Genomic DNA, 20,742 nt, shown 5'->3' with positions numbered 1-20,742 from the left:
TAATTTAGATCAGTACGGGCTATGCGATTAAAACAGAACGAGTAAAGAACTTTGGTGTCATTATATTTTTAGAGTCAATATCCGACAAGAAACATTTAATTCAAATGTAAGAAAAATCCCCCTCCACTAAGAAATGCTCTATTTCGCTTCATTGAGATAAGTTTGCGACCTATTTTACAGTGTTACTCTTGCCAATATCAGATTTTTTTCATATTATGCATAATGACCAAGGTATAGAGACGCTTTGCAATGATGCAAGGATTGCTTGGTAAACCCGCCACGATAAGGCTGAGGTAAAAGTTAGCCGATGAATTTGCCTTTATTCGAATAGATCTCTTTCTTATCTAATGTCCATAGTTGAAGCGTCTTACTTCTAATTTCATTAATAAGAACGGAATCGATTAACCCAATTCCCTTATTTATATGCTCGTTCTCAAAGGAAAATTTACCTGCTGAAAGAAAACTACCGTCCGAAGTTAAGGTATTCAGATTTTCCCAATACTCTATAATAAAAGATACTTCATTCTTATTCTTGCATCCTGGGAGTAATTCTCCAAAGACAATTTCATTTGAGATGCCCCCGTTTTTAGTTAAAAGCCAACATGGGTTCTGTTTGGCGAGAAGAGGAAGGAGTATGATTCCCTTTGCACGGTATCTATAGCAGATCCATGGCGCAAAGGGGGAGTTCTCTTTCCGATCGCTAAAGTAATTACACTCATAATCGGATATCATCCCCATTATGAATGGCGCTCAGAGTGATGACGCCTCCACACATGCACTGTTACTACTCCAGGTAATTACATGTTGAGTAAATCACCAGATCCGGGCTAACAATATCATCTTCGAGATCCAATAACCCTTGACGCTACGCTCGGCCGCGGGTAGGCTCTACAACTGCCCTCAGGCTCCATCAATGAGAAACCTTGTCCCGAGCCTGCGAAGGAGAGAAAGAGGAAATGCGAAAATACAGTCCACCAAATATCCTCCTCCTTGCCGGCCTCATCACTTTATTTGGCGACTGCATACCGGACTCGGAACTTCCAAATCCTTTCCCTCTAAAGCAACCTAATACGATCCATCTAGGATGGAAATTGGTCCAACCGCCCGCATACAGAAAAGAAACCTTCTATCCGATGAAGGACCGAGATAACAAAGTCGAATTCAACCAATGGATCTCAATGCCAATCAGTATGGAAGAAATACAACTCTTCCAAAAAACCATAAGTTCCGACTTGAAAGGTAAAAATGGTCCCGAAGACACCTCCGAAAAAATTAAAGTCGCAGCAATCCCAATCGGTGCGTTGTTAGCAAATGAAAAAGGCGGATTACTCGAATTCGCTATTCTCATAAAAAGTAAAAAAGGAGAATGCCAAGACCGCTTTACGACCCAACTCACGTCCTTCCATCGTTCCTCCGAAGACATTCTAAAAATATTATGGATGGGGGCAGCGCACCGCATGTCTTACTCCGTGGCAAAATGTATGCGAAGTGAATCCGGTCCAGAATTAACAGCGATCACACGCCACAGTTTTTATCCGTCCTTTAATGCATTCCCATACGCATACATGCTCAATATGTTCACAACTCAGCCCGAATTTCTCACAGTAAATTACTACGAAACTCTGGAAGAAGGAGTAGCAAAACTCCCGGCTACGATCCAATACTCATTTTGCTCCAGACTTGCAAACGCTCCCTCTGGCGCTGTTCGCTGTGTTGCCACCCAAACGAACATAACGCCACCCATCCCCTGGAAAGACCATATTCGTAAACCCACTCTCGCCGAACTCAACAAAGAAGCTAGTCTTGATTGACTTTGCCAAGAACCCGTCGACACCTTCCTATAGCAAGGAAAGACCGAGCCTTACACATGCGTAAACACTGCCGTATTCTATTCTACAGGTGAAAGAGCTATCTAAGGTAGGAAACGTTACGGACATAGAAGGCAGACATCCTATATCAACCTTTCGGAAAAATCGGAGGAAAACAAATTGGGACCATAGTCTGGACGATATCGGTTAAACAAGGGACTGTGTTCCTTACTTCGGTCCCGAATCAGAGAGTAGGAGATAGTCACGGAGTTCCGAAATCAACCTTTTCTGCTCAATGCGAGAGCGATGGCACGGAGAGCGGTTCGTATTAGCCGGAAAGGAGTGGTTATTCATTTAATATTCATAATCGAAACAACCCGCTCAATATTAAAATATGCGAAAATGAAGCGCCGAGGAGTAGAAGGAGAGGTAGTATGAGCAGTTATTAATGACGGCTCATACATTTTTTCTAATTATCTTACTGCTCTATACAAATTGACTTCATGGATGAGCTAGCACAACCGATATACCCCCCGGCATTGATCGCATCAGTCGTGGTCGCAGTATGATCTCCAAAATCGGCACTGCTTGAACTCGCAGTGCTCCAACCAGTACAGTTGTTACTACCACTCGTCCAATTCGTGTTCAATCCAGTCACGGTGAGATTTGTACCTGAAACTGTAGTTTGAAAAGGGTTGCTCAGAGGAAAGGAAAATATTCCTTTCGAGGTGGTTGTTCCAATTACGGTAGTGCCATCAGATTGCACGTATTTTTTGTTAGCTCTTAGAACCCAATCCACATGCTCGCTTGTTCCGCTCGTTGCACAATTCGCTGAAGTACATGCCACACGGTTTGTACCGTCGACAACCAAAGCTTTATAGGTTCCGCCACCGGAGGGTTTGTTTGAATCACTGTTGCACTGAGAATCCAGACCTGAAAGCCCACCTCCAACATCGGCTTTCGTAGCCGCGATCACAAAAACTTTACAAGGTCCAGTGGTGGAGCAAGATCCGCCACTGGAAGACTGTGACTGCGTTGCCAAAAGTGCGACGAGCAATGTAGAATCGCTGTCCGATGGTTTGGAACAAGCGATCGAAAGTGTAAAAACAAAAGCCGTAACGGATAGCCAGACGGGCAATTTTAATTTGTGCTGAAATATTGAGTGTCGCTTCATTTTTATTCCTTAAAAAGTTATAACCATATAAGGGCCTTCGTGGACCCTCGTCATTAGGAAGGAAGATTGCTAGCCCAGCGAAGAAGTCAATCCCTTTAGTCCGGCGCCGAACAGTATGTCAAAAAACAATTTTACTGAAACTTAATTTACTCGAATAAAAGGAAAATCGGCCGCAATGGGAAACAAATTGATTCGGAGCGACATCAAAAATATAATTTAAGAAATAAAGAATCCTACTCAAGCCCAATAGCCATCCCTTAAGGAACGATAATGAACGTCTGTTTTCCATTTTCTGAAATTTTTGGAAATAGTCCGATTCGACCCGAGAGAGTGGTTGCGATTCGAAGGAAAAGATATTTACTCGAAAAGAATCCGCATTTTTTTCCCGAAGATATAATTCTGTAAATAGACCATATCATCCGGATTGGAATCGAAGAAATTCACTCCTAAATGAAACTTCCCGTCATCCAATTCCAAGAAACGCACAACCTCGCCTCTCAGAACCAAATCCCTTTCCAAAATAGGGACGAACATTTTTATAATATTATGTTTTTTTAGATACTTGAAGGTCCGGGCATCTTCTATCTCGAATAGCAATCCATTCATACTGATATCCAGAATACGAGTCACGGCCTCCTCATTTCTGAAATTATCCTGACGAATATAGACTTTTGTAAGAGCGTAGGTTAGAATCTCTCCGAGTTCCTGTATATACAATGCCTGTTGTTGTACAATGGAGAACTTATCCATTGCCGTGGAATACACTCGTATGTAACCTATCGGATCGTTAAAGAGCCGGATGGGAGTCGCTACATAGGAGATCATGAAATTTTGGACCTCCTCCTTCTGCAGCTCCCTAAAGAATTCGTCCGCTCTGGCCTGTCCTCCACTCTGGACCAACTTCAGGTATTCGTCTCGGAAATTGTCCAAGTAAGGGTCTCTCTCCTCCCCTATATAATTCATAATCAGGGAACAATCCTGAATATATATGGATCGGTTGTATTCCTTCATGATTCGACCGAGGAAATCGTCCTTCTTTCCAGGTCCGAAGAACACGATTTCGTAATCCTTGGATACTCCCAGAATATACTCCGTGGCCATTAGATTGATGAGCTTCAGGCTCGGATTATCCTTCTTGATCTCCTTCATAAGATGGAAGAATTTTTGCTCCACGCTCAAATTCTTTCCCAATTCCCTTTCTCCCCCGCTCAAGGATCTATAAAGGATCACATAATTCATAAAGAGATCGTCCACCGCGACCCTTAGATTTTTACGGAAAGCGGCGGCCTGTAATTCGGACGGGATCTTAATTCTGACATGATCCTCCCAAAAGTCCAGTAGAACGACTTCGAATTGGTAGAGAATATTCAGAATTTCGAAACTGATTTTTGCACGCAAGATCCCCTTGGGTTGCAGATACGGAACGTATAAAATCAGGGTGTCTTCCCCTACCTCTTCCACGACTGCGTTCAACTTATCTCCTTCGTAATCGAAGGGGAACTCTCTTTGGTCGGCCTTTAAACTATAGAATAAATGCTTAACTAGATTGATGTCGGAACCTATGATCGTCTCTCCGAACATGGTCTCCAGAATCGTAATTAGTTCTTGGAGCGTATCCGATCTTCCTACAGCCATCTTGTCTTCTTAGGGAAAAGTTTCCCCTATTCTTATTTTCGACCCCGAAGAGGTCGGAATCCAGCGATACGGCGTAAGATTTCTCTTCAGGATTTTTTCCTAAAAGGAGACATAGGATCCGATTTTTCGGAAGGAAATTGTTCGGGGCATTTTTTCGCTTCTGCCGAAATTCTTAACATGGATCAGAACAAGTCCGAACTCAATCCCGAACTTTTCGATATGATGCGGCAGGGTAAACTTTCCGCGAACAAGATTTTAGCACTGATTTCTCTTCGAGGAATCGTGGATAAATTCGCCTCCAAGCCGTTCCTGGAAGAGGAAAAACTGACCGAAATCAAGGAACGCACCGGAGTCGAGCCGGACATACTCACCTGGGGGGATTATTTCCAAACCGAAGTGGCTTCCCGTTATTTCGATAAGACCGATTCGGAATTCTCTAAGATCGTGGACACGATCCGCTTCGATCTGATCTCTTCTCATCTTATATTTTCCGGTAAGCCCGATTACTTTACGGACTCGGTCAGAGGCCAGGCGTTGGTCTCACGCTCAATCGACAGTAATTTCTGGACTCTCGAAGACGAAGAGAACGTGCATCTGGAAATTCTACTGGACTACTTCGAACAAATGGGTCTGGAAGAAAAACCGCTCGCTATTTCCGACCGCATATGGTATGAGAGTTTCGAACTCAAGCAGGAAGCTGTTTAATGGCATTAGTCGACTCGGAAACCGTCGAACTTTCAAACGAATCCAGGATAGAAATCCTTTATCTTAATAACCCGCAAACTAAGAACTCCATGACCGTAGATATGGGCATGGAGTTCAAAGCCCATATTGAAAGGCTCAAAAAAAATCCTCCTCGCGCCGTGGTCGTGACCGGAAAGAACGGCATATTTTCCGCGGGCGGGAATTTCGAACTGCTTAAATCTTTTGCGGAAAAATCCTTCGAGACCAACAAGAAGGAGATGTACGAATTCTACAATCTTTTCCTTACGGTCCGGGACCTAAACGTTCCGATCATTTGTGCGGCGAACGGACATGCAATCGGAGCCGGACTCTCCATCACTCTTGCTTGCGATATCCGCGTATTCGCCGACGAAGGTAAATATCAATTCAACTTCGTTAAATTAGGAATCCATCCTGGTATGGGATCCAGCTATATAACCAAGGAACTCTTCGGATACGAGATCGCAAACCGTCTGCTTTTCTTAGCGGAAACCTTAAGCGGCAAAGAAGCTTATAAATTAGGAATATGCTACGACTCCGTCCCTAAGGACGAGGTTTTGCAAAGAGCGACCGAAATCGCGATTTCATTGAGCGAAAGCGCACCAATGGCCTTAAGCGAACTCAAGAAAAATAGCTACAATCGGGAAGAATTGAACGCGGCGCTCCGAAAAGAAGCCGAGTCCCAGGCTCTAAATTTCTTGTCCAAGGATTTCAAGGAAACGATAAGATCCATCGAAGAAAAGAGAAAGCCGATTTTTCGCGGCTTCTGATCGCAAGGAATTTCGACCTTAAGAATATTATAGATCTTTCAATAACGGCTTAAGCTCTAGAAGAATCTGCTCTTCCGGGACGGTGAGATCCAACTTTTCCACCTTTTTCGGGATTCTTCCCGATGCTACATCGTCCCCGAGCGCCTTGATCTTGGAAAGAATCTGCTCTTCCGTGCAATTGGATATAGATATTATATTCGGAAGGTCTCTTCCCCAGGAGAATCTGAGGCCGGGAGAATCCACAAAGAAAGACTCGGTGACTCCGTCCCCTTCCTTATCCACCATCGTGTATACGGTGGAATCGCCGGTGATTACGGTGACCTTTTTCCCTTTCATATAACGTTCGACTTTAACCCTTGTGTTGGTCATATCTCTGTTCCAGAGATAATAATATAATTTATCTATTTGGGAATCTATGAGTCTGTCTCTTGCGGCCTTGTATACGTTTCCGTATTTCTTGCCGACCTCTTCTTCTCCCCTCATCATTCCGTCCACTTCCCTGGGAGTCGTGGAATGCAGATAATAATCCGGAATTCCGTTGGAATGATTCGTATAGAAGTTCTGATCCTTTCTGTCTCCCGGATAAGGATTCGAGTCCGGGTTAGGATTTCGTAGGAAATCCAACAGGAATTTCTTTCTTTCCTGGGTCTTGGCCTTGAATTCCTCGTAGCGATTCTTCAAGGAACTCGTCTTCGGAGAATCCTTTCCGTAGATTCTATCCGTTCTGGAATATTCGGCAAAGGCGGCCTTCTCTGCGGCGTACGCCTTCAAAAGATCTTCGTCGTATTTAACGAGCAAATCGAACTCTTTGTTCTTTTGCTCCGTTTCAGCCGGAGCTTGTACGGAAGCCGGCTTTGTAGAATCTGGAGAAGAGAGACCCTCTCCTTTTTGCGGCGCTGCGCTCTTTTCCGATTCCGGAAGTTTAGAGTATTCCTGCTCCAATTCACGTAAGCGACTAAATCTATAGATCTTTGAAAGATATTCTTTCTCCTTTTCCCTAACTTGGGTCGGGTCGTCGAAACCGTCTTTCAAGAGGGTCAATTGACCTCTATCTATAATCACTAATGTAGCTTCCGAACTATCCTTGTTCAGGTTGCGATCGGGAAGAGACTTTCCTTCCTTGTCCACGAGTTGTATATAATGGAATGCGATCCTATCCGTCCTAAAATCGGTGATGTTTCCGATCTCAGGCGCATTCTGGAGGTCGGGGGCCGCAGCCAAGAAGGATACGGTAGCCAGGAACGGAAGGCCGAACCATAGGAGCCGAGATTGGAGGGAAAAAATTCTGGGCATGGCTTTCCTAGTATCGACCCGGAACCGGCTCAAAACAACCCCTCTAGAACCGAATTATAGAACTATCGAAAATTTGTAGGAGTTCCTACAGTAAAAGGGGACCTATTCCAATTGCTAGATCCCGGGAATGACGACACTATATTCCGTAATTCGTCGGCTGTCCTAACCCGCATATTCGATTAAAAGTCCAGAGTATCCCGTTTCGTAAAAATGCTTTAGAAATCTCGATTCTCCATACATAGTGCCTTCCTGGCCGTGAAGCATTACTACCAATTCTTGAGATGGACTGTTTGCTAATCAAAGGTGAACATTTACCTTTCTACCCGAACGATCTATAGTAAGAAATTTACCCGGAATTATTTTCGGATCGATTGTTTCAGATTTTCCAAAGTATAGAAGTTTCCTAAACAAATAAGGATACAGTGAGAAAATACAAATGAGAAAGAAGGCAATCGTGAGCAAGGGTATTTTCTTCATCAATAGTGTCTGAAGTATATAATCATCTTACTTACCCTTGTTCTTTACCCAATAAGTAAGTTCCTCTTGGTGATAGATTGCGGAAAGATCGTTAGCCCGTTCGATCAGATAGTCCTCGGCGTCCTTGATGGCTTTGTTATAAACAAAAGGTCCGATTTCGGTGAGGAAGTATTTCAGCAAAAATCCGGATTGCATCTCCCCAATCTCCATGTCGAGTTCCTTCTCGAAATATTTCTGGATCGAATGTATAATCGATTTGCTTTCTTCTTTACTGAGTTCTATCGCCATATGGTGAATGATCTATTTTTTTCGAAAATAGAGAAGTGAATTTTCTGTCGTTTCAAACCTAAACGGAATCAAAGCAATCAACGAATCACTCTGTAAAATACCGAAAATCCTCAGGAGTTCCTACAATATTAATCCGGACCGATTGTAGTTGCAAAACCGAAAGAATTATGATAAGGGAATTCGTAAATCCACCGCACCGGCCCCCGCCCACTAGGGTTGGGCGCGCTTTTAGAGAATGGCTTTCGATCACTTAGAAGAAAGGCTCTTTCTTGCTAACTCAGCCAATTTTTTAGAAGCGGCGCCACAATAGGAGATGATAATCATGTCTTTAAATAAGGCTAAATTGACGGATTTCATATCCACGCTGGTCCATCCCTGTTGTCCCCATTTATTATCCACGGGATACGCGGCTCCTTTCGAGGCGGAACAGAAAAAATCCTGATCGTTCTGATCGAATTTTAGAGTAACAATCTTAGATTTCGGATCTACTGCCGCAAAGATTCTATTCTTCACCCGAAAGGAAATCTTCTCGAAATGAGGAGCCTCCTTCGCTTCCGGAAGGGCTAATGCCAGCGTTCTTAATTTTTCTAAAGAGATCATAAATTAGTTTTTATCGAAGCGCTTACAATTCACGAATCAATCGGAATCATTCAGCCAAGTCTCTTTCTTGCATCCGAATACGCAGCTCGGATCAGATTTCCAAGAGCCTCCTCGTCGACGGGAATACCCGGACGAAGCTTCACATGACGCATTCTTTTCCCGGTGCCCTCGAGTATCTTTGCGGGATCGCCCAAAGCTACGGCATTGAAAAAGCCCACGTTAGCATGCGCAGTGAATATATTGACATATCCGAACGCCACATCCCGAACGCAAGCAGTGGGGTGCCCATCGTGCAATAATTCGAGAAGATCGTCCCCACACGCCCTCATATGAGCAAACCAAGGTTCTGCCAGAACCTTTAGTTCGTCGGGCTGCCTTAGGAACCAAGCGTCTATTTCGGGAGACCTTTTAACTCCCCCATTGAATCTTAGAACATCATCCATCCGGCACCAAGACTCTTAGAGATCATAATGGAAAGTGCAAGCAGTAAATTGATCGACGATCGTTCACCGAATCGAAACCCGAAAAGCGCAATGGAGGCGCTTATGAAGAAACGACTCGGAGCCTTAGAGTCCCGCAAAAGGGATCTTATTGTCGATTATGAGAAGTTGACAAAGAGTAGGTTAATCCCGGAATATCTCCCGGCTCTCCTCCAAGTCTATATTCTATACGATGAATCTCCGGATAATTTTCGAATAGTGTTTTTTCCACAGCCAAAAACGCCGAGGAAAGAAGAACGGACTTCTTGCGTGCGATCTCGGCTTCCTTTTGTTCTTCCGTCATCTGGCTGGCGTAGGTATAATCGATCCGAAATTTCATATCCGTAAGTAGTCCTTCGATAGTGGATCTACGAAGATCCAAAAGAAGCACGTCTCCTCTCTTCCAAATGGAGATCACGGAGTCCTGTAAATTCGGTAATTTTTTCAGACTTCTAAATTGAGCGGACGCGTTAGGAACGCTCGGATCGAAATAGCTGGATTCTCCCGTTTCTCCGACTAGAGTCAGAACGTCGTGACGGAAATCCTCTCCTGTCAGAAGCACCTTTCTCTTTACGGGAAAGACTTCTCCCTCTCCGTCGGATCCGTATATTACGGTTTCCTTTCTATGATCGAAATTCGGAAGATCGTAAAGAGTGAAGGGAACCAAGAGTTTCAGCGGATTCTTTCCGGAAAGAATGAATCCAGTCAGAAAAAGTAGCACGATGATCCAGGAATAGGTAAGAAATAGAACTCGTTTAGACTCGGCGGAATCCGGCGGAGTCGTGGCTAGACCGAAAATCCAATTATAAAAGGTTTCCCAACGTACGATTACCTTCGCCCAGACTTCCTTAATCTTTTGCCAGTTCATACGCTCTCACACCTTCTAATATGCTTTTGGCCAATTTCACCTGCTGGGCCTTATCGGCCAACAAACCGGATTCTTTTCCGTTGGTTAAGTATCCCAACTCGACCAGGATGGCCGGCATCAGGCTCCCTCTTAAGACGGAGAAATCTGCCTTCTTCACCCCTCTAGACAATATCTTGGAAGCGAGGTTTTTTTTCATCTCGGATTCGACGCTCACGGCTAGAAGCCTACTCCTCCTTTGGATCAAGGAAGACATCATTCCGGCTTGGATTTTCCCGTAATTCGGTCCTCCCTTCTTCCCCGAGATCCTATTCTCGAATAAAGAGGTTTCCCGGGCGGCCTCCGTGGAAGGGGTCTGAGAAAGATAATAGACTTCGAAACCGTTCACATCGTCCGAAATGGAGGCGTTGCAATGCAAACTTACGAATAGCACGGACCCGCCCTTATGGATCTCCTTGTTTGCGATCTCCGACCTTCTCTCCAGCTCAATGAAAGTATCGTCTCCCCGGGTAAGAACCACCCGAACCTCCGGATAAACTTTGTTCAAGAATTTCTTGAGAATCTTAGCCACCTGCAATGAAACGTGTTTTTCCTGGAGTCCTTTGGGAGAAGAAGTCCCGGGATCCTTTCCTCCATGCCCTGCATCTAGAATGATTGCGGATAATCTCAGTTTCTCCGCCTTAGGCAACAGGTCGAAGACGAGTTCTCCTGCCTTGAATTCGTAATTCACGTCTCCGGAAAGAAGACGGACGAAAATAGCCTCCACGAATTCCGGAGGTAGCAAAAAATCCTTTTCCCGATAGATCGCGGGCAAATTCGTTTTTTCTAAACTACCGTTGACCGCGTAAAAGGAGGAACCGATTTTGAAGCGAAGTTCTCCCCCCGAGTGTAAAACGGAGCCGACCATCGTAGCCGGCTCGAATTTGGATTGGAGCCCGGGGATCCTCTTCTTGATCTCTTCGAAGGAGACGTATCCCTGATGCCCGATCGTAGGAACTCTTGCTTCGGCGAAAAGGGATAGGTTACAGAGAAAAACCGATATTAACGCCGGAAGAAGGAGGTGATTTTTTGCCAAAGGGAATCCTTCTTCTTGTTCGGCTTAGATTTACTATCGTTGATATCGAAGAGATTTCTCTTCTTCTTATCGTATTTGTCGTTGGGCTTATTATGCCTTCTGTCCTGTTGAGCATGCGTATTATCGCGAGGACGATCTTGGCGCTGCTTTCCTTTCTTGCGGTTATTCTTCTGGTTCTGATCCTTCCTATCCTTGGAGGCTCCGAATACGGTATCCGCCTTTTGTAGGAACTCCTGAGCCTCTTGGATGGCGGCTTCCGGTCTCTTCTTCTTATCGAATTTCTGTTTTCCGGGACGCGAGTCTCGATTGCCTTCCCTTCCGCCTTCTCGGCCGGAGTCCTTCTTCCAATTCTTCTCTCCTCTGGAATTGCCGCTTCCGGAATCCCTGCGGTTGTTCTTCTTGGATTGGAAGTCTCTTCCTCCTCTGGAGTTACCGTTTCTTTCGGAAGGACTGGAATCGTAAGCGTCTCCTCCGATAAAGGCCTGGAATTCTCCGGAAGGAAAGGATAAAAGTTCTTCTTCTACCGGAAGAACGTCTATCTTTTGTTTCAGATATTTTTCTATCTTCTCCAATTCCACGTAATCGCTTTCCGAGCAAAAGCTGATGGATTTCCCCACTCTTCCCGCTCTTGCGGTTCTACCGATACGATGCACGTAGTTTTCGGTGTCTTGAGGGAGATCGAAATTGAAGACAACTTCGATATTTTCCACGTCGATTCCTCGGCTTGCCACGTCGGTCGCGACCATGAATTTGAATCTTCCCGATTTGAAGTCTCTCATGAGTCGTAGACGCTTTTTCTGATCCAGATCGGAGGAAATTCCGGTGACGGGAATCCCGTATTTACGGAGAGAATATACTATTTTAGGAATATTTACTTTAAAATTCGTGAATATAATCCCCTGTCCTTCCATTTCCTGGGCGATGATCGTATTCACCATGTAAGGCATCTTCTCCTCTCTCCCCAAATGGACGAGTTTCTGATCGATTCTTTCGGTGATCAATTTGTCCGGGTTGATTTGGATCTCCACCGGCTCGTTCATGAATCGATAAGCGAGTCTCATGACTTCCACGGAGAGAGTCGCGGAGAATAGAAGAGTTTGCTTCCTATTCTTACATTTGTGGAGAAGCCAACGGATATCGTGGATGAATCCCATATCCAACATGCGATCCGCCTCGTCCAGCACCAGGAATTCCACCTTATCCAGATCCGCGGTTCCGCTTCTGGCTAGGTCGATGAGTCTTCCCGGTGTGGCGACGATCAGTCCGTTTAAGCCTTCCAGATCCCGGTTCTGAGTCTTGTAATCCGTTCCTCCGATGATTGGAACGACCCGATGTTCGGAATACTTCAGAAGTTTCTGGGCTTCTTCTGCAATTTGGATCACTAACTCCCGAGTAGGAGCGAGAATCAAAGTGCTGACTCCCGTGATTCCTTTGCTCAGAATATTGTGAATGATCGGAACGAGGAAGGCGACGGTCTTACCGGTACCGGTTTGCGCAAGACCGGTTACATCTTTTCCCTCTATTCCGTGAGGGATCGCTTTTTCTTGGATCGGTGTGAGCTCTACGAATCCGGCGTCTTGGATCGCTTTTTGCAGATTCGGCTCTAAAGTTAGTTCTTGGAATTTCATGTTTTCTTAATCGCGATTGAGTGAAATGTGTCGGCGTAGCAGGAAAGGTTGGCGTAGCGGACGAAAAGACTTTGTGTCAGGTATTTTCCCTTCCAGCCCCGGTCTCTTTGGGGGTGGTAGGACATAGGCTTCTTACACAACGTAACGAAACCGTACATTTTCAACATCTTTTCCAGAGAATCGGGAGAGTAATCCCAAAAATGATCCGATGGATGGGTGCGAAGCCATTCCAGGGGATTCGTTCGAAAAGAAGGTCCGTTTAAGGAAGGGAGTCCGAGGAACAAGAGTCCTCCCGGCTTTACCAGATTTGTGATTCTTGCGAAGACATCTTCTGCATCCGGAAAATGTTCTATTACGAAGAAGGCGCATACCGCGTCGAACTTCTCGTCGGGCAGAACGGAATCGTCTAGAAACGAGCCGGATAGGACGTCCAGACCCAAATTATTTCGTGCGTATTCCGATTCCGATTTGGAGAGCTCCAATCCTTTGACCTTATAACCTCTTTTAGCCGCCTCGGAAAGAAAGAATCCGGCAGCACAACCTAATTCGAAAAGAGTCAACCCTTCCGGGTTTTGGAAGGAACTCATCATATCCAGACGAATACCGGCCAACTTTCTGAGTTGAGCCTCGTCTTCATAGTAGGTCTTTTTGTACTGGTTTTTGTATTCTTCCTGGAAGTACGAATCTTCGTATTTCCTTTCCTTTGCTAATCTGTAGTAATGGACTCCCGTCCGACGACAAACCATATAGGCGTCGGGAAAATCGGGATGGGGTTCCAATTCCAGTTTAGAGGACATGCTTGCCTAGCAAAAGCTTGCCAAAGCCACCCCCTACGTAAAGGAAAATCCCCGAGGCCTTGGGAAAACGTCCGAGGAAAAAGAATCTTCCGAATCTGCTTGAAAAAAGGCAAACCGATCCAGGAATAGAAGAGAAAATAGAAAAAAGGAACCCGCATAAGAATGAGCGTCCTCGAAAAGATCAAATCCTTAGGGTTGGAACTCCCACCCGTCCCCAAGGCGATTGCTGCCTATATACCCGCAAATAGGGCCGGGAACTTCGTTTTTACTTCGGGACAATTGCCTCTGAAAGACGGTAAGCTTCTACTTACAGGAACCTTAGGGGCCGGATTGAAAGTGGAGGATCTGAAAACCGCAACGGAGCAAGCCACCTTAAACGGACTCGCCGCAATTTCGGGGATCATAGGAGATCTGGACCAAATCCAAGCCATCGTGAAAATCGGCGTCTTCGTTGCATCCAGTCCGGATTTCACGGAACAACATTTAGTGGCAAATCATGCGTCGAATCTTCTGCTCGAGATATTCGGAGAAAAGGGAAAGCACGCTAGATTCGCAGTCGGGAATTCCGCATTGCCGCTCGGGTCCCCGGTAGAAGTCGAACTCACGGTTTCGGTCGGATGATCCGAAATTTGATCCGCGATCTAAGCCTGGCAATCCCCGCCCTGCCGATAGTCATCCAAGGCTGGAAGAAATTTCTCTCCCAGCTAATAGGAAGATTCTCCGAATTCTTCTCGGAAAAATCGGGAAAGGAAAAGCTGCTCTTTATTTTGGCCTTAACGCAATTATTTTTCAGCTTGAGCGCCTGGGTGGATTATTCCATCGATCTAGGGACGGAGACTTCCGGAGGATTTTTCTCTAAGTTAGGCGCTCTTTTCGGGAACGAACCAGTAAGAAGCACGGTGGAGAATGTCAGCGTAAGAGTGGGTTCAAATATCTTCTTTATCCTACCTTCTTTCCTCGTCTTCTTTTTCGGCGGCTTTTGGAGAAGTTCTTGGGTTCCCAAGACGCTTCTTTTCCTACAAATTTTTTCCGGAATCCTTCTCGCGGCCGGACTACTGCTCCCGGATCTCTTTTTCGTGAGCTTCGTCCGGGAAGAAGATTATACCTACAATTTCAATTTTTACGCATTCGGCATCGTTTGGCTATTGACTACGGCGATTTCGGCGGGATCTCAGAAACAATAGGTTGCGACGGCGAATGCAAAAACGACTTCGCAGCTCTTACGTGAATCATAAAACTTGCGACCTTGAACCTTCTTTACTTTGATATGATTCAAAAATGGTATTGAATAAGCGAATTCGACAATCTACGGCTTAAGTATATCGTATAGATCCTTATTCTTTCTTTCTAAGGCCATATCGTACGGCGTTTTGCCATCCAAATCCTTTGCATATAAACTTGCGCCTTTACTTAATAGATAAGTCGCAATCGGTAAACGACCATTATATGCCGCAAAGTGCAACGCCGTCCTTTTTCTATTGTCTTGAGAATTTAAGCTTCCGCCGAACTTTATAACTTTTTCAAGAATAGCTAAATTACCGTTGGCGCATGCGAATAGAACCGCATTCAGACCGTCCCGATTCGAGAGATTAGGATTTGCGCCGCTTTCAATCAGGAAATCGGCGGTCTCATATCTACTAAAACCGATGGCATTATGCAAGGGGGTAAAACCCTTAGACATTTGGTCGTCGATAGGCGCTCCTCGGGCCAACAACGCCTTTACTATATTCAGATTTCCCCGAGTGGCGGCCTCGAACAAGGGACTAATTCCGTCCTTGTCCTTAAGATTGCAATCCGCTCCGTGTTCGATCAAATACAAAGCCACTTCCGTATAGCTCTTATAGATCGCATATATAAGCGGAGGCGTCCCGTCCTTATCGATCACATTCGGATTCGCTTTTGCCGTCTCGATTAAAAATTTGATAGATGGAAGTGCATTCTTAAAGACGGCAAGCAACAAAGGAGTAGAGCCCATATTCGTCTTAAGTTCGAAATTTGCCCCGGATTTTAAGAGTATCCTAAGAGCGTTTAAGTTCTGCTTTTCGGCAGCGATATGAACCGGAGAAGTGCCGTTATTATTTTGGACATTTACATTTATATTAGGATATCTCTTGATCAATTCGATCAGGAGGTCGTCATCGGATACGGAAACGGCATAATGCAAGGCAGAATTTCCGTTTTGATCGCGAACGGATATTAAGGATGGATCATTATCGAGAAGCCCGAAAGCAGTATGTCTATCATGATTTCTAATCGACTCGAGTAGTTTGGGTGTAGTCGAGCAATACTGTAATGAAAAAACCATCACTAAGATTAATAATATATTCTTATTCATAATTTTTCTCGCTAATGATCTGAGTGAATAATCCGGGGAGAAATCCAAGACCCGCAGAATAAGCGGCCTCCTAAGCTCAAGAAGAGACGTTAAGCCTATACATGGATTTTGCCAAGCAAAAGATAGGGGTTGAATTAGTGAAGATGGATCAGCCCCACCGTCATTCGCTATGCGAAGTATGGGATCGAATCGATCTCGATAAAACTATAAAGTGAACGGACCGACCAACCAGACATTTTACCCATAGCCTTTCTTTTGCGAATCAAGCAACTCTTCCCTCAGGACAGCGGACGATTCATAATCGTAAACAAAGTTTAGAGTCATAGGAAGGCATTGCATAGCCGTAGTTTAAATCGGACTTATATTTCGGTTCTTTGAATATATAGATGGAATGGAGTGCCACGAAAAGCCGGCAAAATCTCTCGCTTCCGGCGATTTCACGTAATTGGAGCAAGAATTCCGCGTGAAATGTGAATCGGGCTGGAAGATCTGAACTGTTTCTGTTAGAGAGAAAACCGAGCGTCCCCTCTTAGGGACCCGCCCCCCGATCCCGAGATGGGTGGGGGCTCGCTCAATTACAGGTCGGAGGAACAGAATTTCCGTTCAGAGCTTTCAGATACACTGAAAATTATCGTTGGAGGCAACCCCCAGGCTACGAATAGTCCTTAGGCGGAGAACCCTCTCCCCAAATACTTAAATTTTCCTAATATTCGAAGATTCCAAGATCCATCTTCGCTTCCTCGGAAGCCATAACTCTCGGATCCCATTTCGGAGTCCAGACCACCTCCACTTCCACGGAGTCGATACCTTCCACTCTCAGGGCGTTGTCTTGGATTTCCTGTTTCATTTGGGGACCGGCGGGACAAGCCATAGAAGTATAGGTCATATCGATCTTGGCCTTGCTTCCTTCCACATGGATCCGATAGATCAACCCTAATTCGGCCACCGAAATCCCGATCTCCGGATCTTCCACTCTATGGATTTCCGCGTAGATTCTTTTCTCTATTTCCTGCGTTGGCTCTTCTATTAATTGCATGACGCTCGTCCTTAGTAATTAGTCTTTCCGGCACAATGAGAGGTTGTAAAGAATTTTACGTGCCCGCGAGTCCCGGATCCGAACCTCAAAAGTTAATTCATAAACAAGAGGCTTTCCGGTTGCATTCACTCGGTCGAATTAGAATCGAGCCCGGTTTATTTGAATTTTACGAATTCTCCGAATACCCAACCGGATGTAGAGTCAGTCTCGACAAAATACCAATAGTTTTCCCATTGTTTCACCCTGTCCTTCTCAAGAGTCCTCATATACAATTTGATACCCGTGTTTTTAGGAATATGGTTTAGATACGGACCGTATAAATCAGTAGAGAATTCCAATTCTTTGGCGTTTACATTCGGTTCCTTCCGGATTTTCACATTATCGATAGTGGTTCCATTCTTTCCGCCAACGGATCGATATTCCCTCCCTTTATAAAAAATAATTTCATTCTCCAAGTAGGCACTTTGTCGGATATCGAAGGAAGCCGAATTATTTTTTACACTTGTATGCAATAAATAATTATTGGAATTCGAATAACAATTCAAGGAAAGCCTATGAGAATAGGATTCGCTCTTAGGCTTTATCTCGCAAAAACCCTTACCGAAAGACTGCTCGCATTTCGGCTCGCACTTAGAGGGTTTCAATTCGATCCGATCGCCTGCGATTAAAAATTTTCCTACATCGTGCCAATACAAGCCTTCGGACCCGTAGTCGAAATCGTAGCTCGATTTTTGCTTATTGAATTTCAAAGAAATACCATGCATTAAGGAGTAATCCGAGAAAACGTTATCCAGAATGGAATGAATGTCCACGTCCGGAGATTGTTTTTCCGTTTCTTGAATGTTCTTGGAACAATCCAGGAATACGGTAAATAAAACGATAAAGGCTACAGTGATTTTCTTCATTTTATTTCCGCCGCAAAAGGATACCTAATGTAAAACTATAAATCCGCTTATAAGAATAATAAGTATTCAAAATTCGTCCCATTCTTCACGACTTCTAAATCTCTTATTCGTGCCAAACAATCATGTCTTTTTTATTCTTATAAGACTTTTCTGTTAAAGATACCCGGCTCCCCTAAACAACCCGTACAAAAATCCCGGAAACAATAGGAACCAGTTCGGAATTCGGAACAATAGCAATCCCAAAAATAAAAGGACCGCAAATCCAAGGTCTAGCCAAGAATGAACCGAAGTCTTCAAAACCGGATCGTATAAGGCAGCTGCAAGAATCCCCAGCACGGAGGCATTCATCCCCTTCACTGCGGAAGAAATCCATGGATATTCGCGTATCTTTTCCCAGTACGGCAAGACTCCGAATAGAATGAGAAAAGAGGGTAGAAAAATCCAAACCAAGCCTGCGACCGCTCCTCCGATTCCGTCCAGAAAAACTCCTATATAAGCGGAGAATGTGAAAAGGGGCCCCGGAACCGCCTGAGCGGCTCCGTATCCCATTAGAAAAATATCATGATCCAGGAACCCGGGAGAAACGAATTCCTTTTCGAGCAAAGGAAGGACAACATGCCCTCCTCCGAAAACCAAGGCTCCCGTTCTGTAGAACCCGTCGGCGATTTCCAAGAATCTACCTCCGATCCAAATTCTTAAAATCGGAAGAATTCCCAAGAGTAGAAAAAATGAGACGATTAGTATCCAAGCCAGTTTCCTACTCTTGGAAAAGAGTTTTTTCTCGTAGCCCTTCTGTTCCTCCGGTCGCAAGAATAAGGAACCCAAGATCCCCGCTAAGAGAATGTAAACGATCTGGGGTAAATCCCGAAAAATTAAGGAGGTTACCAGAGAAAAGACGACGATACCCGCTGAGACGGGGCCTTCTACGATCGTTTTCCCCATCGAAAATACGGCGTGAGCGATGACCGCCGCCGCCACAAGCTTCCATCCTTGGATCCATCCCAACTCGGGAATGATATCCTTCTTTACGAGCTCCGCAAACAATACGAGTAAAACCGCGGAAGGCAGAGTAAATCCTAACCACGCAGCCAATCCGCCTCCGGTACCGCCACGAATGGCTCCTATACATATACCTAACTGGCTACTCGCCGGTCCCGGTAGCATTTGGCAAATCGCCTGCATTTCCGCGAATACTGATTCTTCTATCCACTTTTTCTTGATTACAAATTCGGAATGGAAGTATCCTATGTGGGCGGTCGGCCCTCCGAAACTCACCAGCCCTAATCTTAGAAATGCTAAGAATATTTCCCGCATTGGATATTAAGACGGACTAAAAGAGAGCTTCGAAAGGCATTGCAGCAGTTTCATTTCAATCGACCGGACTTTTCTTACCATTGAATTTCGACAACCGAGCAATCGATCTGACTGACTAGTAAGTTTGCATTATCGTAGCTGTAAGATCCGACTTTCCAGTAAGGAGTAAGAAGTAAAGGATCCTCCGGATTTAAGCTCTGATATCTGGTCTTTATGTATATATTGACATATTCCTTATCGACCTTCAAGCGATCCCTGTAATAAGTCGACCAGAGGCGAAAGGCCTCCTCTTGAGAGCAATAACCGCTGGGTTCTTTCTCGGGTATAAAATCGAAGACGCAAAGTTTCACACCTTCCAGTTTATTCTCCGGAGTTACGTACAAATAGCTGGTCCCTATTCCGAATTCTACGTTTTTCCAACTAGCATGAAATAGGGTCGCATGAACCCCTGAATCCGACTTCTCGATTTCATAAAGCTCCAATCGGGAGATTCTATTCTCAAATTGATCTCTTAAAAAATCTCCGAAGACTTTTGCGCTCTTTTCGGGAGAAAACTTAAAGTTCTTTTTCTTCTTATCGAAATGGGATTGATCGTAAAGTTCGAAACATCCGTTGGACTCGGGCGCTAGAGTTTCTTTTGCTCCGATCGGTCTAATGGGAATCAACCTTATGATCGGCATGGCTTTATATCCCTTTATCAGCCCCCGATCATGGCTTTGAGTCTGTGCGCTTTTCCCACAGGAAAAAATCGCATTACAAATACAGAAAATAACAAAAAAGCGTTTGGTTAGCAAATTAAAGTCCCTCCCTGATTTCACAGGTGTGCTGATTTATAAGTAGATCGGACTTTTCATTATCGCTTTCATAAAGCCACCAATACGGAGCCATCAAAATCTGTCCCGGCTTATCTATCGAATTATAGCGTATCAGCATATTCAATTTCTGCTTTTTTAATTTGACCTTTCTGGCCTGCATCGTTTTGGTCCAGATTTCCACCGCCTTATCCCAATGACAATAGTAAGCCGACGAGTTCTCCGGGTATATGTCGAAGACGCAAAGATTTCCGGAGATCACCTCGCTTTCGCCGATTTTTAGAACCGATTCTTTGTTGGCAAAATTCGCACCGTCGCTCGGATCCTGAACGAACTGGATCGAGTCTTCCGATTTATATCTCTGGATAGAACCGAACGGCAGTAAATCCGCTCTACTACCGTATTCCTTCTTAAGAAAGTTCCTACCGATTTTGATTAAATAAGGCGGATCCATCCGTAAGCGGGACGAATTTACCGCCTTAGGATTTTCGTAACTGAAGCAACCATCGGACCCCGGCGTTGCATCCTGAGAGAAACTAGCGGGTCTCACCGGGACCAATCTATAGACCGGATAGGGACCTTCTTCCCTGATCCAAACGGGTAATTTCGAAGTTTCGGAGGTTCCGAAATTGCCTAGAGAACTGCATTCGGTTAACAGAAACGAAAAAACTAAAAAGAAAAGAAAGCGTGAGTGTCGCATTACCGGAAAGACTCGCGGCCAAGATTCC

At 44.8% G+C, this 20,742-nt stretch carries 21 protein-coding genes and 1 pseudogene; 5 read left to right on the top strand and 17 right to left on the bottom strand.

Going from position 1 to position 20,742, the window contains the following annotated elements; genetic code table 11:
- Positions 1 to 300: 300 nt before the first annotated feature.
- A pseudogene (locus tag LEP1GSC061_RS10030) lies at positions 301 to 567 on the bottom strand (PIN domain-containing protein); the annotation flags it as partial.
- Positions 568 to 956: 389 nt separating this feature from the next.
- On the opposite strand from LEP1GSC061_RS10030, the gene LEP1GSC061_RS10025 reads away from it, so the two are divergent.
- Positions 957 to 1,811, top strand: coding sequence for a hypothetical protein (locus tag LEP1GSC061_RS10025; protein WP_016545424.1), 855 nt, complete (start codon positions 957 to 959; stop codon positions 1,809 to 1,811).
- 475 nt (positions 1,812 to 2,286) lie between these two features.
- Here the strand turns inward: LEP1GSC061_RS10025 and LEP1GSC061_RS21135 are convergent, their stop codons facing one another.
- Positions 2,287 to 2,982, bottom strand: coding sequence for a DUF1554 domain-containing protein (locus LEP1GSC061_RS21135; RefSeq protein ID WP_016545177.1), 696 nt, complete (start codon positions 2,980 to 2,982; stop codon positions 2,287 to 2,289).
- A 357-nt stretch (positions 2,983 to 3,339) separates the two neighbouring features.
- A complete protein-coding gene (locus LEP1GSC061_RS10020) occupies positions 3,340 to 4,617 on the bottom strand; it encodes a PilZ domain-containing protein (protein ID WP_016545235.1) in 1,278 nt (425 codons plus the stop codon).
- 177 nt (positions 4,618 to 4,794) lie between these two features.
- On the opposite strand from LEP1GSC061_RS10020, the gene LEP1GSC061_RS10015 reads away from it, so the two are divergent.
- On the top strand, positions 4,795 to 5,322 hold the full coding sequence (locus LEP1GSC061_RS10015) for a hypothetical protein (RefSeq protein WP_040508488.1): 528 nt from the start codon (positions 4,795 to 4,797) through the stop codon (positions 5,320 to 5,322).
- Positions 5,322 to 6,110, top strand: coding sequence for an enoyl-CoA hydratase/isomerase family protein (locus LEP1GSC061_RS10010; RefSeq protein ID WP_016545176.1), 789 nt, complete (start codon positions 5,322 to 5,324; stop codon positions 6,108 to 6,110). Before LEP1GSC061_RS10015 ends, LEP1GSC061_RS10010 begins: the two co-directional genes overlap by 1 nt.
- 27 nt (positions 6,111 to 6,137) lie before the next feature.
- Here LEP1GSC061_RS10010 and LEP1GSC061_RS10005 read toward each other — a convergent pair whose 3' ends face one another.
- The 8 genes from LEP1GSC061_RS10005 to LEP1GSC061_RS09970 all read right to left on the bottom strand — a co-directional run bounded on the left by LEP1GSC061_RS10005 (position 6,138) and on the right by LEP1GSC061_RS09970 (position 13,612).
- A complete protein-coding gene (locus LEP1GSC061_RS10005; protein WP_016545283.1) occupies positions 6,138 to 7,403 on the bottom strand; it encodes a hypothetical protein in 1,266 nt (421 codons plus the stop codon).
- Positions 7,404 to 7,907: 504 nt separating this feature from the next.
- Positions 7,908 to 8,168: a DUF2164 domain-containing protein gene (locus LEP1GSC061_RS10000; RefSeq protein WP_016545139.1), complete on the bottom strand. Its 261-nt coding sequence runs from the start codon at positions 8,166 to 8,168 to the stop codon at positions 7,908 to 7,910.
- 246 nt (positions 8,169 to 8,414) lie between these two features.
- Entirely contained in the window at positions 8,415 to 8,768 is a 354-nt protein-coding gene (locus tag LEP1GSC061_RS09995) for an MmcQ/YjbR family DNA-binding protein (RefSeq protein ID WP_016545360.1), read from the bottom strand.
- 50 nt (positions 8,769 to 8,818) lie between these two features.
- A complete protein-coding gene (locus LEP1GSC061_RS09990; RefSeq protein WP_040508409.1) occupies positions 8,819 to 9,211 on the bottom strand; it encodes a DUF1801 domain-containing protein in 393 nt (130 codons plus the stop codon).
- A gap of 145 nt (positions 9,212 to 9,356) precedes the next feature.
- Positions 9,357 to 10,115, bottom strand: a complete 759-nt coding sequence (locus LEP1GSC061_RS09985; protein ID WP_016545330.1) for an LIC_10740 family protein — start codon at positions 10,113 to 10,115, stop codon at positions 9,357 to 9,359.
- Entirely contained in the window at positions 10,096 to 11,187 is a 1,092-nt protein-coding gene (locus tag LEP1GSC061_RS09980) for an N-acetylmuramoyl-L-alanine amidase family protein (protein ID WP_016545362.1), read from the bottom strand. Before LEP1GSC061_RS09980 ends, LEP1GSC061_RS09985 begins: the two co-directional genes overlap by 20 nt.
- Positions 11,154 to 12,815 carry a DEAD/DEAH box helicase gene (locus LEP1GSC061_RS09975; RefSeq protein WP_016545170.1) on the bottom strand — a complete coding sequence of 554 codons (1,662 nt, stop codon included), beginning with the start codon at positions 12,813 to 12,815 and terminating at the stop codon, positions 11,154 to 11,156. The genes LEP1GSC061_RS09980 and LEP1GSC061_RS09975 overlap by 34 nt, the downstream gene beginning before the upstream one ends.
- Entirely contained in the window at positions 12,812 to 13,612 is an 801-nt protein-coding gene (locus LEP1GSC061_RS09970; RefSeq protein WP_016545157.1) for a class I SAM-dependent methyltransferase, read from the bottom strand. The genes LEP1GSC061_RS09975 and LEP1GSC061_RS09970 overlap by 4 nt, the downstream gene beginning before the upstream one ends.
- Positions 13,613 to 13,774: 162 nt before the next feature.
- Between LEP1GSC061_RS09970 and LEP1GSC061_RS09965 the strand changes: the two genes are divergently transcribed.
- Positions 13,775 to 14,233: a RidA family protein gene (locus LEP1GSC061_RS09965; RefSeq protein ID WP_016545340.1), complete on the top strand. Its 459-nt coding sequence runs from the start codon at positions 13,775 to 13,777 to the stop codon at positions 14,231 to 14,233.
- An 8-nt stretch (positions 14,234 to 14,241) separates the two neighbouring features.
- Positions 14,242 to 14,796 carry a hypothetical protein gene (locus LEP1GSC061_RS09960; protein WP_232218407.1) on the top strand — a complete coding sequence of 185 codons (555 nt, stop codon included), beginning with the start codon at positions 14,242 to 14,244 and terminating at the stop codon, positions 14,794 to 14,796.
- 122 nt (positions 14,797 to 14,918) lie between these two features.
- Here the strand turns inward: LEP1GSC061_RS09960 and LEP1GSC061_RS09955 are convergent, their stop codons facing one another.
- The 6 genes from LEP1GSC061_RS09955 to LEP1GSC061_RS09930 all read right to left on the bottom strand — a co-directional run bounded on the left by LEP1GSC061_RS09955 (position 14,919) and on the right by LEP1GSC061_RS09930 (position 20,714).
- Entirely contained in the window at positions 14,919 to 15,947 is a 1,029-nt protein-coding gene (locus LEP1GSC061_RS09955; RefSeq protein WP_016545144.1) for an ankyrin repeat domain-containing protein, read from the bottom strand.
- 703 nt (positions 15,948 to 16,650) lie between these two features.
- On the bottom strand, positions 16,651 to 16,983 hold the full coding sequence (locus tag LEP1GSC061_RS09950; RefSeq protein WP_016545215.1) for a metal-sulfur cluster assembly factor: 333 nt from the start codon (positions 16,981 to 16,983) through the stop codon (positions 16,651 to 16,653).
- 155 nt (positions 16,984 to 17,138) lie between these two features.
- Entirely contained in the window at positions 17,139 to 17,888 is a 750-nt protein-coding gene (locus LEP1GSC061_RS09945; RefSeq protein WP_016545284.1) for a hypothetical protein, read from the bottom strand.
- A gap of 153 nt (positions 17,889 to 18,041) precedes the next feature.
- The gene (chrA, locus tag LEP1GSC061_RS09940; RefSeq protein ID WP_016545392.1) at positions 18,042 to 19,202 is read right to left on the bottom strand and encodes a chromate efflux transporter; all 1,161 of its coding nucleotides are present in this window, start codon (positions 19,200 to 19,202) and stop codon (positions 18,042 to 18,044) included.
- A 74-nt stretch (positions 19,203 to 19,276) separates the two neighbouring features.
- A complete protein-coding gene (locus LEP1GSC061_RS09935) occupies positions 19,277 to 19,882 on the bottom strand; it encodes a hypothetical protein (RefSeq protein ID WP_016545344.1) in 606 nt (201 codons plus the stop codon).
- A 115-nt stretch (positions 19,883 to 19,997) separates the two neighbouring features.
- Complete coding sequence (locus tag LEP1GSC061_RS09930) at positions 19,998 to 20,714, bottom strand: hypothetical protein (RefSeq protein WP_016545190.1); 717 nt, start codon at positions 20,712 to 20,714, stop codon at positions 19,998 to 20,000.
- Positions 20,715 to 20,742: the final 28 nt, after the last annotated feature.

It is taken from the genome of Leptospira wolffii serovar Khorat str. Khorat-H2, assembly GCF_000306115.2.
GTDB classification, from domain to species: domain Bacteria; phylum Spirochaetota; class Leptospiria; order Leptospirales; family Leptospiraceae; genus Leptospira_B; species Leptospira_B wolffii.
This window is presented reverse-complemented; position numbering and strand designations above follow the sequence as displayed.

What these genes read in the sequence shown, in the direction of transcription:
- LEP1GSC061_RS10025 (WP_016545424.1), top strand. Translation starts at nt 957, where the DNA reads ATGCGAAAATACAGTCCACCAAATATCCTCCTCCTTGCCGGCCTCATC.
- LEP1GSC061_RS21135 (WP_016545177.1), bottom strand. Translation starts at nt 2,982, where the DNA reads ATGAAGCGACACTCAATATTTCAGCACAAATTAAAATTGCCCGTCTGG.
- LEP1GSC061_RS10020 (WP_016545235.1), bottom strand. Translation starts at nt 4,617, where the DNA reads ATGGCTGTAGGAAGATCGGATACGCTCCAAGAACTAATTACGATTCTG.
- LEP1GSC061_RS10015 (WP_040508488.1), top strand. Translation starts at nt 4,795, where the DNA reads ATGGATCAGAACAAGTCCGAACTCAATCCCGAACTTTTCGATATGATG.
- LEP1GSC061_RS10010 (WP_016545176.1), top strand. Translation starts at nt 5,322, where the DNA reads ATGGCATTAGTCGACTCGGAAACCGTCGAACTTTCAAACGAATCCAGG.
- LEP1GSC061_RS10005 (WP_016545283.1), bottom strand. Translation starts at nt 7,403, where the DNA reads ATGCCCAGAATTTTTTCCCTCCAATCTCGGCTCCTATGGTTCGGCCTT.
- LEP1GSC061_RS10000 (WP_016545139.1), bottom strand. Translation starts at nt 8,168, where the DNA reads ATGGCGATAGAACTCAGTAAAGAAGAAAGCAAATCGATTATACATTCG.
- LEP1GSC061_RS09995 (WP_016545360.1), bottom strand. Translation starts at nt 8,768, where the DNA reads ATGATCTCTTTAGAAAAATTAAGAACGCTGGCATTAGCCCTTCCGGAA.
- LEP1GSC061_RS09990 (WP_040508409.1), bottom strand. Translation starts at nt 9,211, where the DNA reads ATGGATGATGTTCTAAGATTCAATGGGGGAGTTAAAAGGTCTCCCGAA.
- LEP1GSC061_RS09985 (WP_016545330.1), bottom strand. Translation starts at nt 10,115, where the DNA reads ATGAACTGGCAAAAGATTAAGGAAGTCTGGGCGAAGGTAATCGTACGT.
- LEP1GSC061_RS09975 (WP_016545170.1), bottom strand. Translation starts at nt 12,815, where the DNA reads ATGAAATTCCAAGAACTAACTTTAGAGCCGAATCTGCAAAAAGCGATC.
- LEP1GSC061_RS09970 (WP_016545157.1), bottom strand. Translation starts at nt 13,612, where the DNA reads ATGTCCTCTAAACTGGAATTGGAACCCCATCCCGATTTTCCCGACGCC.
- LEP1GSC061_RS09965 (WP_016545340.1), top strand. Translation starts at nt 13,775, where the DNA reads ATGAGCGTCCTCGAAAAGATCAAATCCTTAGGGTTGGAACTCCCACCC.
- LEP1GSC061_RS09955 (WP_016545144.1), bottom strand. Translation starts at nt 15,947, where the DNA reads ATGAATAAGAATATATTATTAATCTTAGTGATGGTTTTTTCATTACAG.
- LEP1GSC061_RS09950 (WP_016545215.1), bottom strand. Translation starts at nt 16,983, where the DNA reads ATGCAATTAATAGAAGAGCCAACGCAGGAAATAGAGAAAAGAATCTAC.
- LEP1GSC061_RS09945 (WP_016545284.1), bottom strand. Translation starts at nt 17,888, where the DNA reads ATGAAGAAAATCACTGTAGCCTTTATCGTTTTATTTACCGTATTCCTG.
- chrA (WP_016545392.1), bottom strand. Translation starts at nt 19,202, where the DNA reads ATGCGGGAAATATTCTTAGCATTTCTAAGATTAGGGCTGGTGAGTTTC.
- LEP1GSC061_RS09935 (WP_016545344.1), bottom strand. Translation starts at nt 19,882, where the DNA reads ATGCCGATCATAAGGTTGATTCCCATTAGACCGATCGGAGCAAAAGAA.
- LEP1GSC061_RS09930 (WP_016545190.1), bottom strand. Translation starts at nt 20,714, where the DNA reads ATGCGACACTCACGCTTTCTTTTCTTTTTAGTTTTTTCGTTTCTGTTA.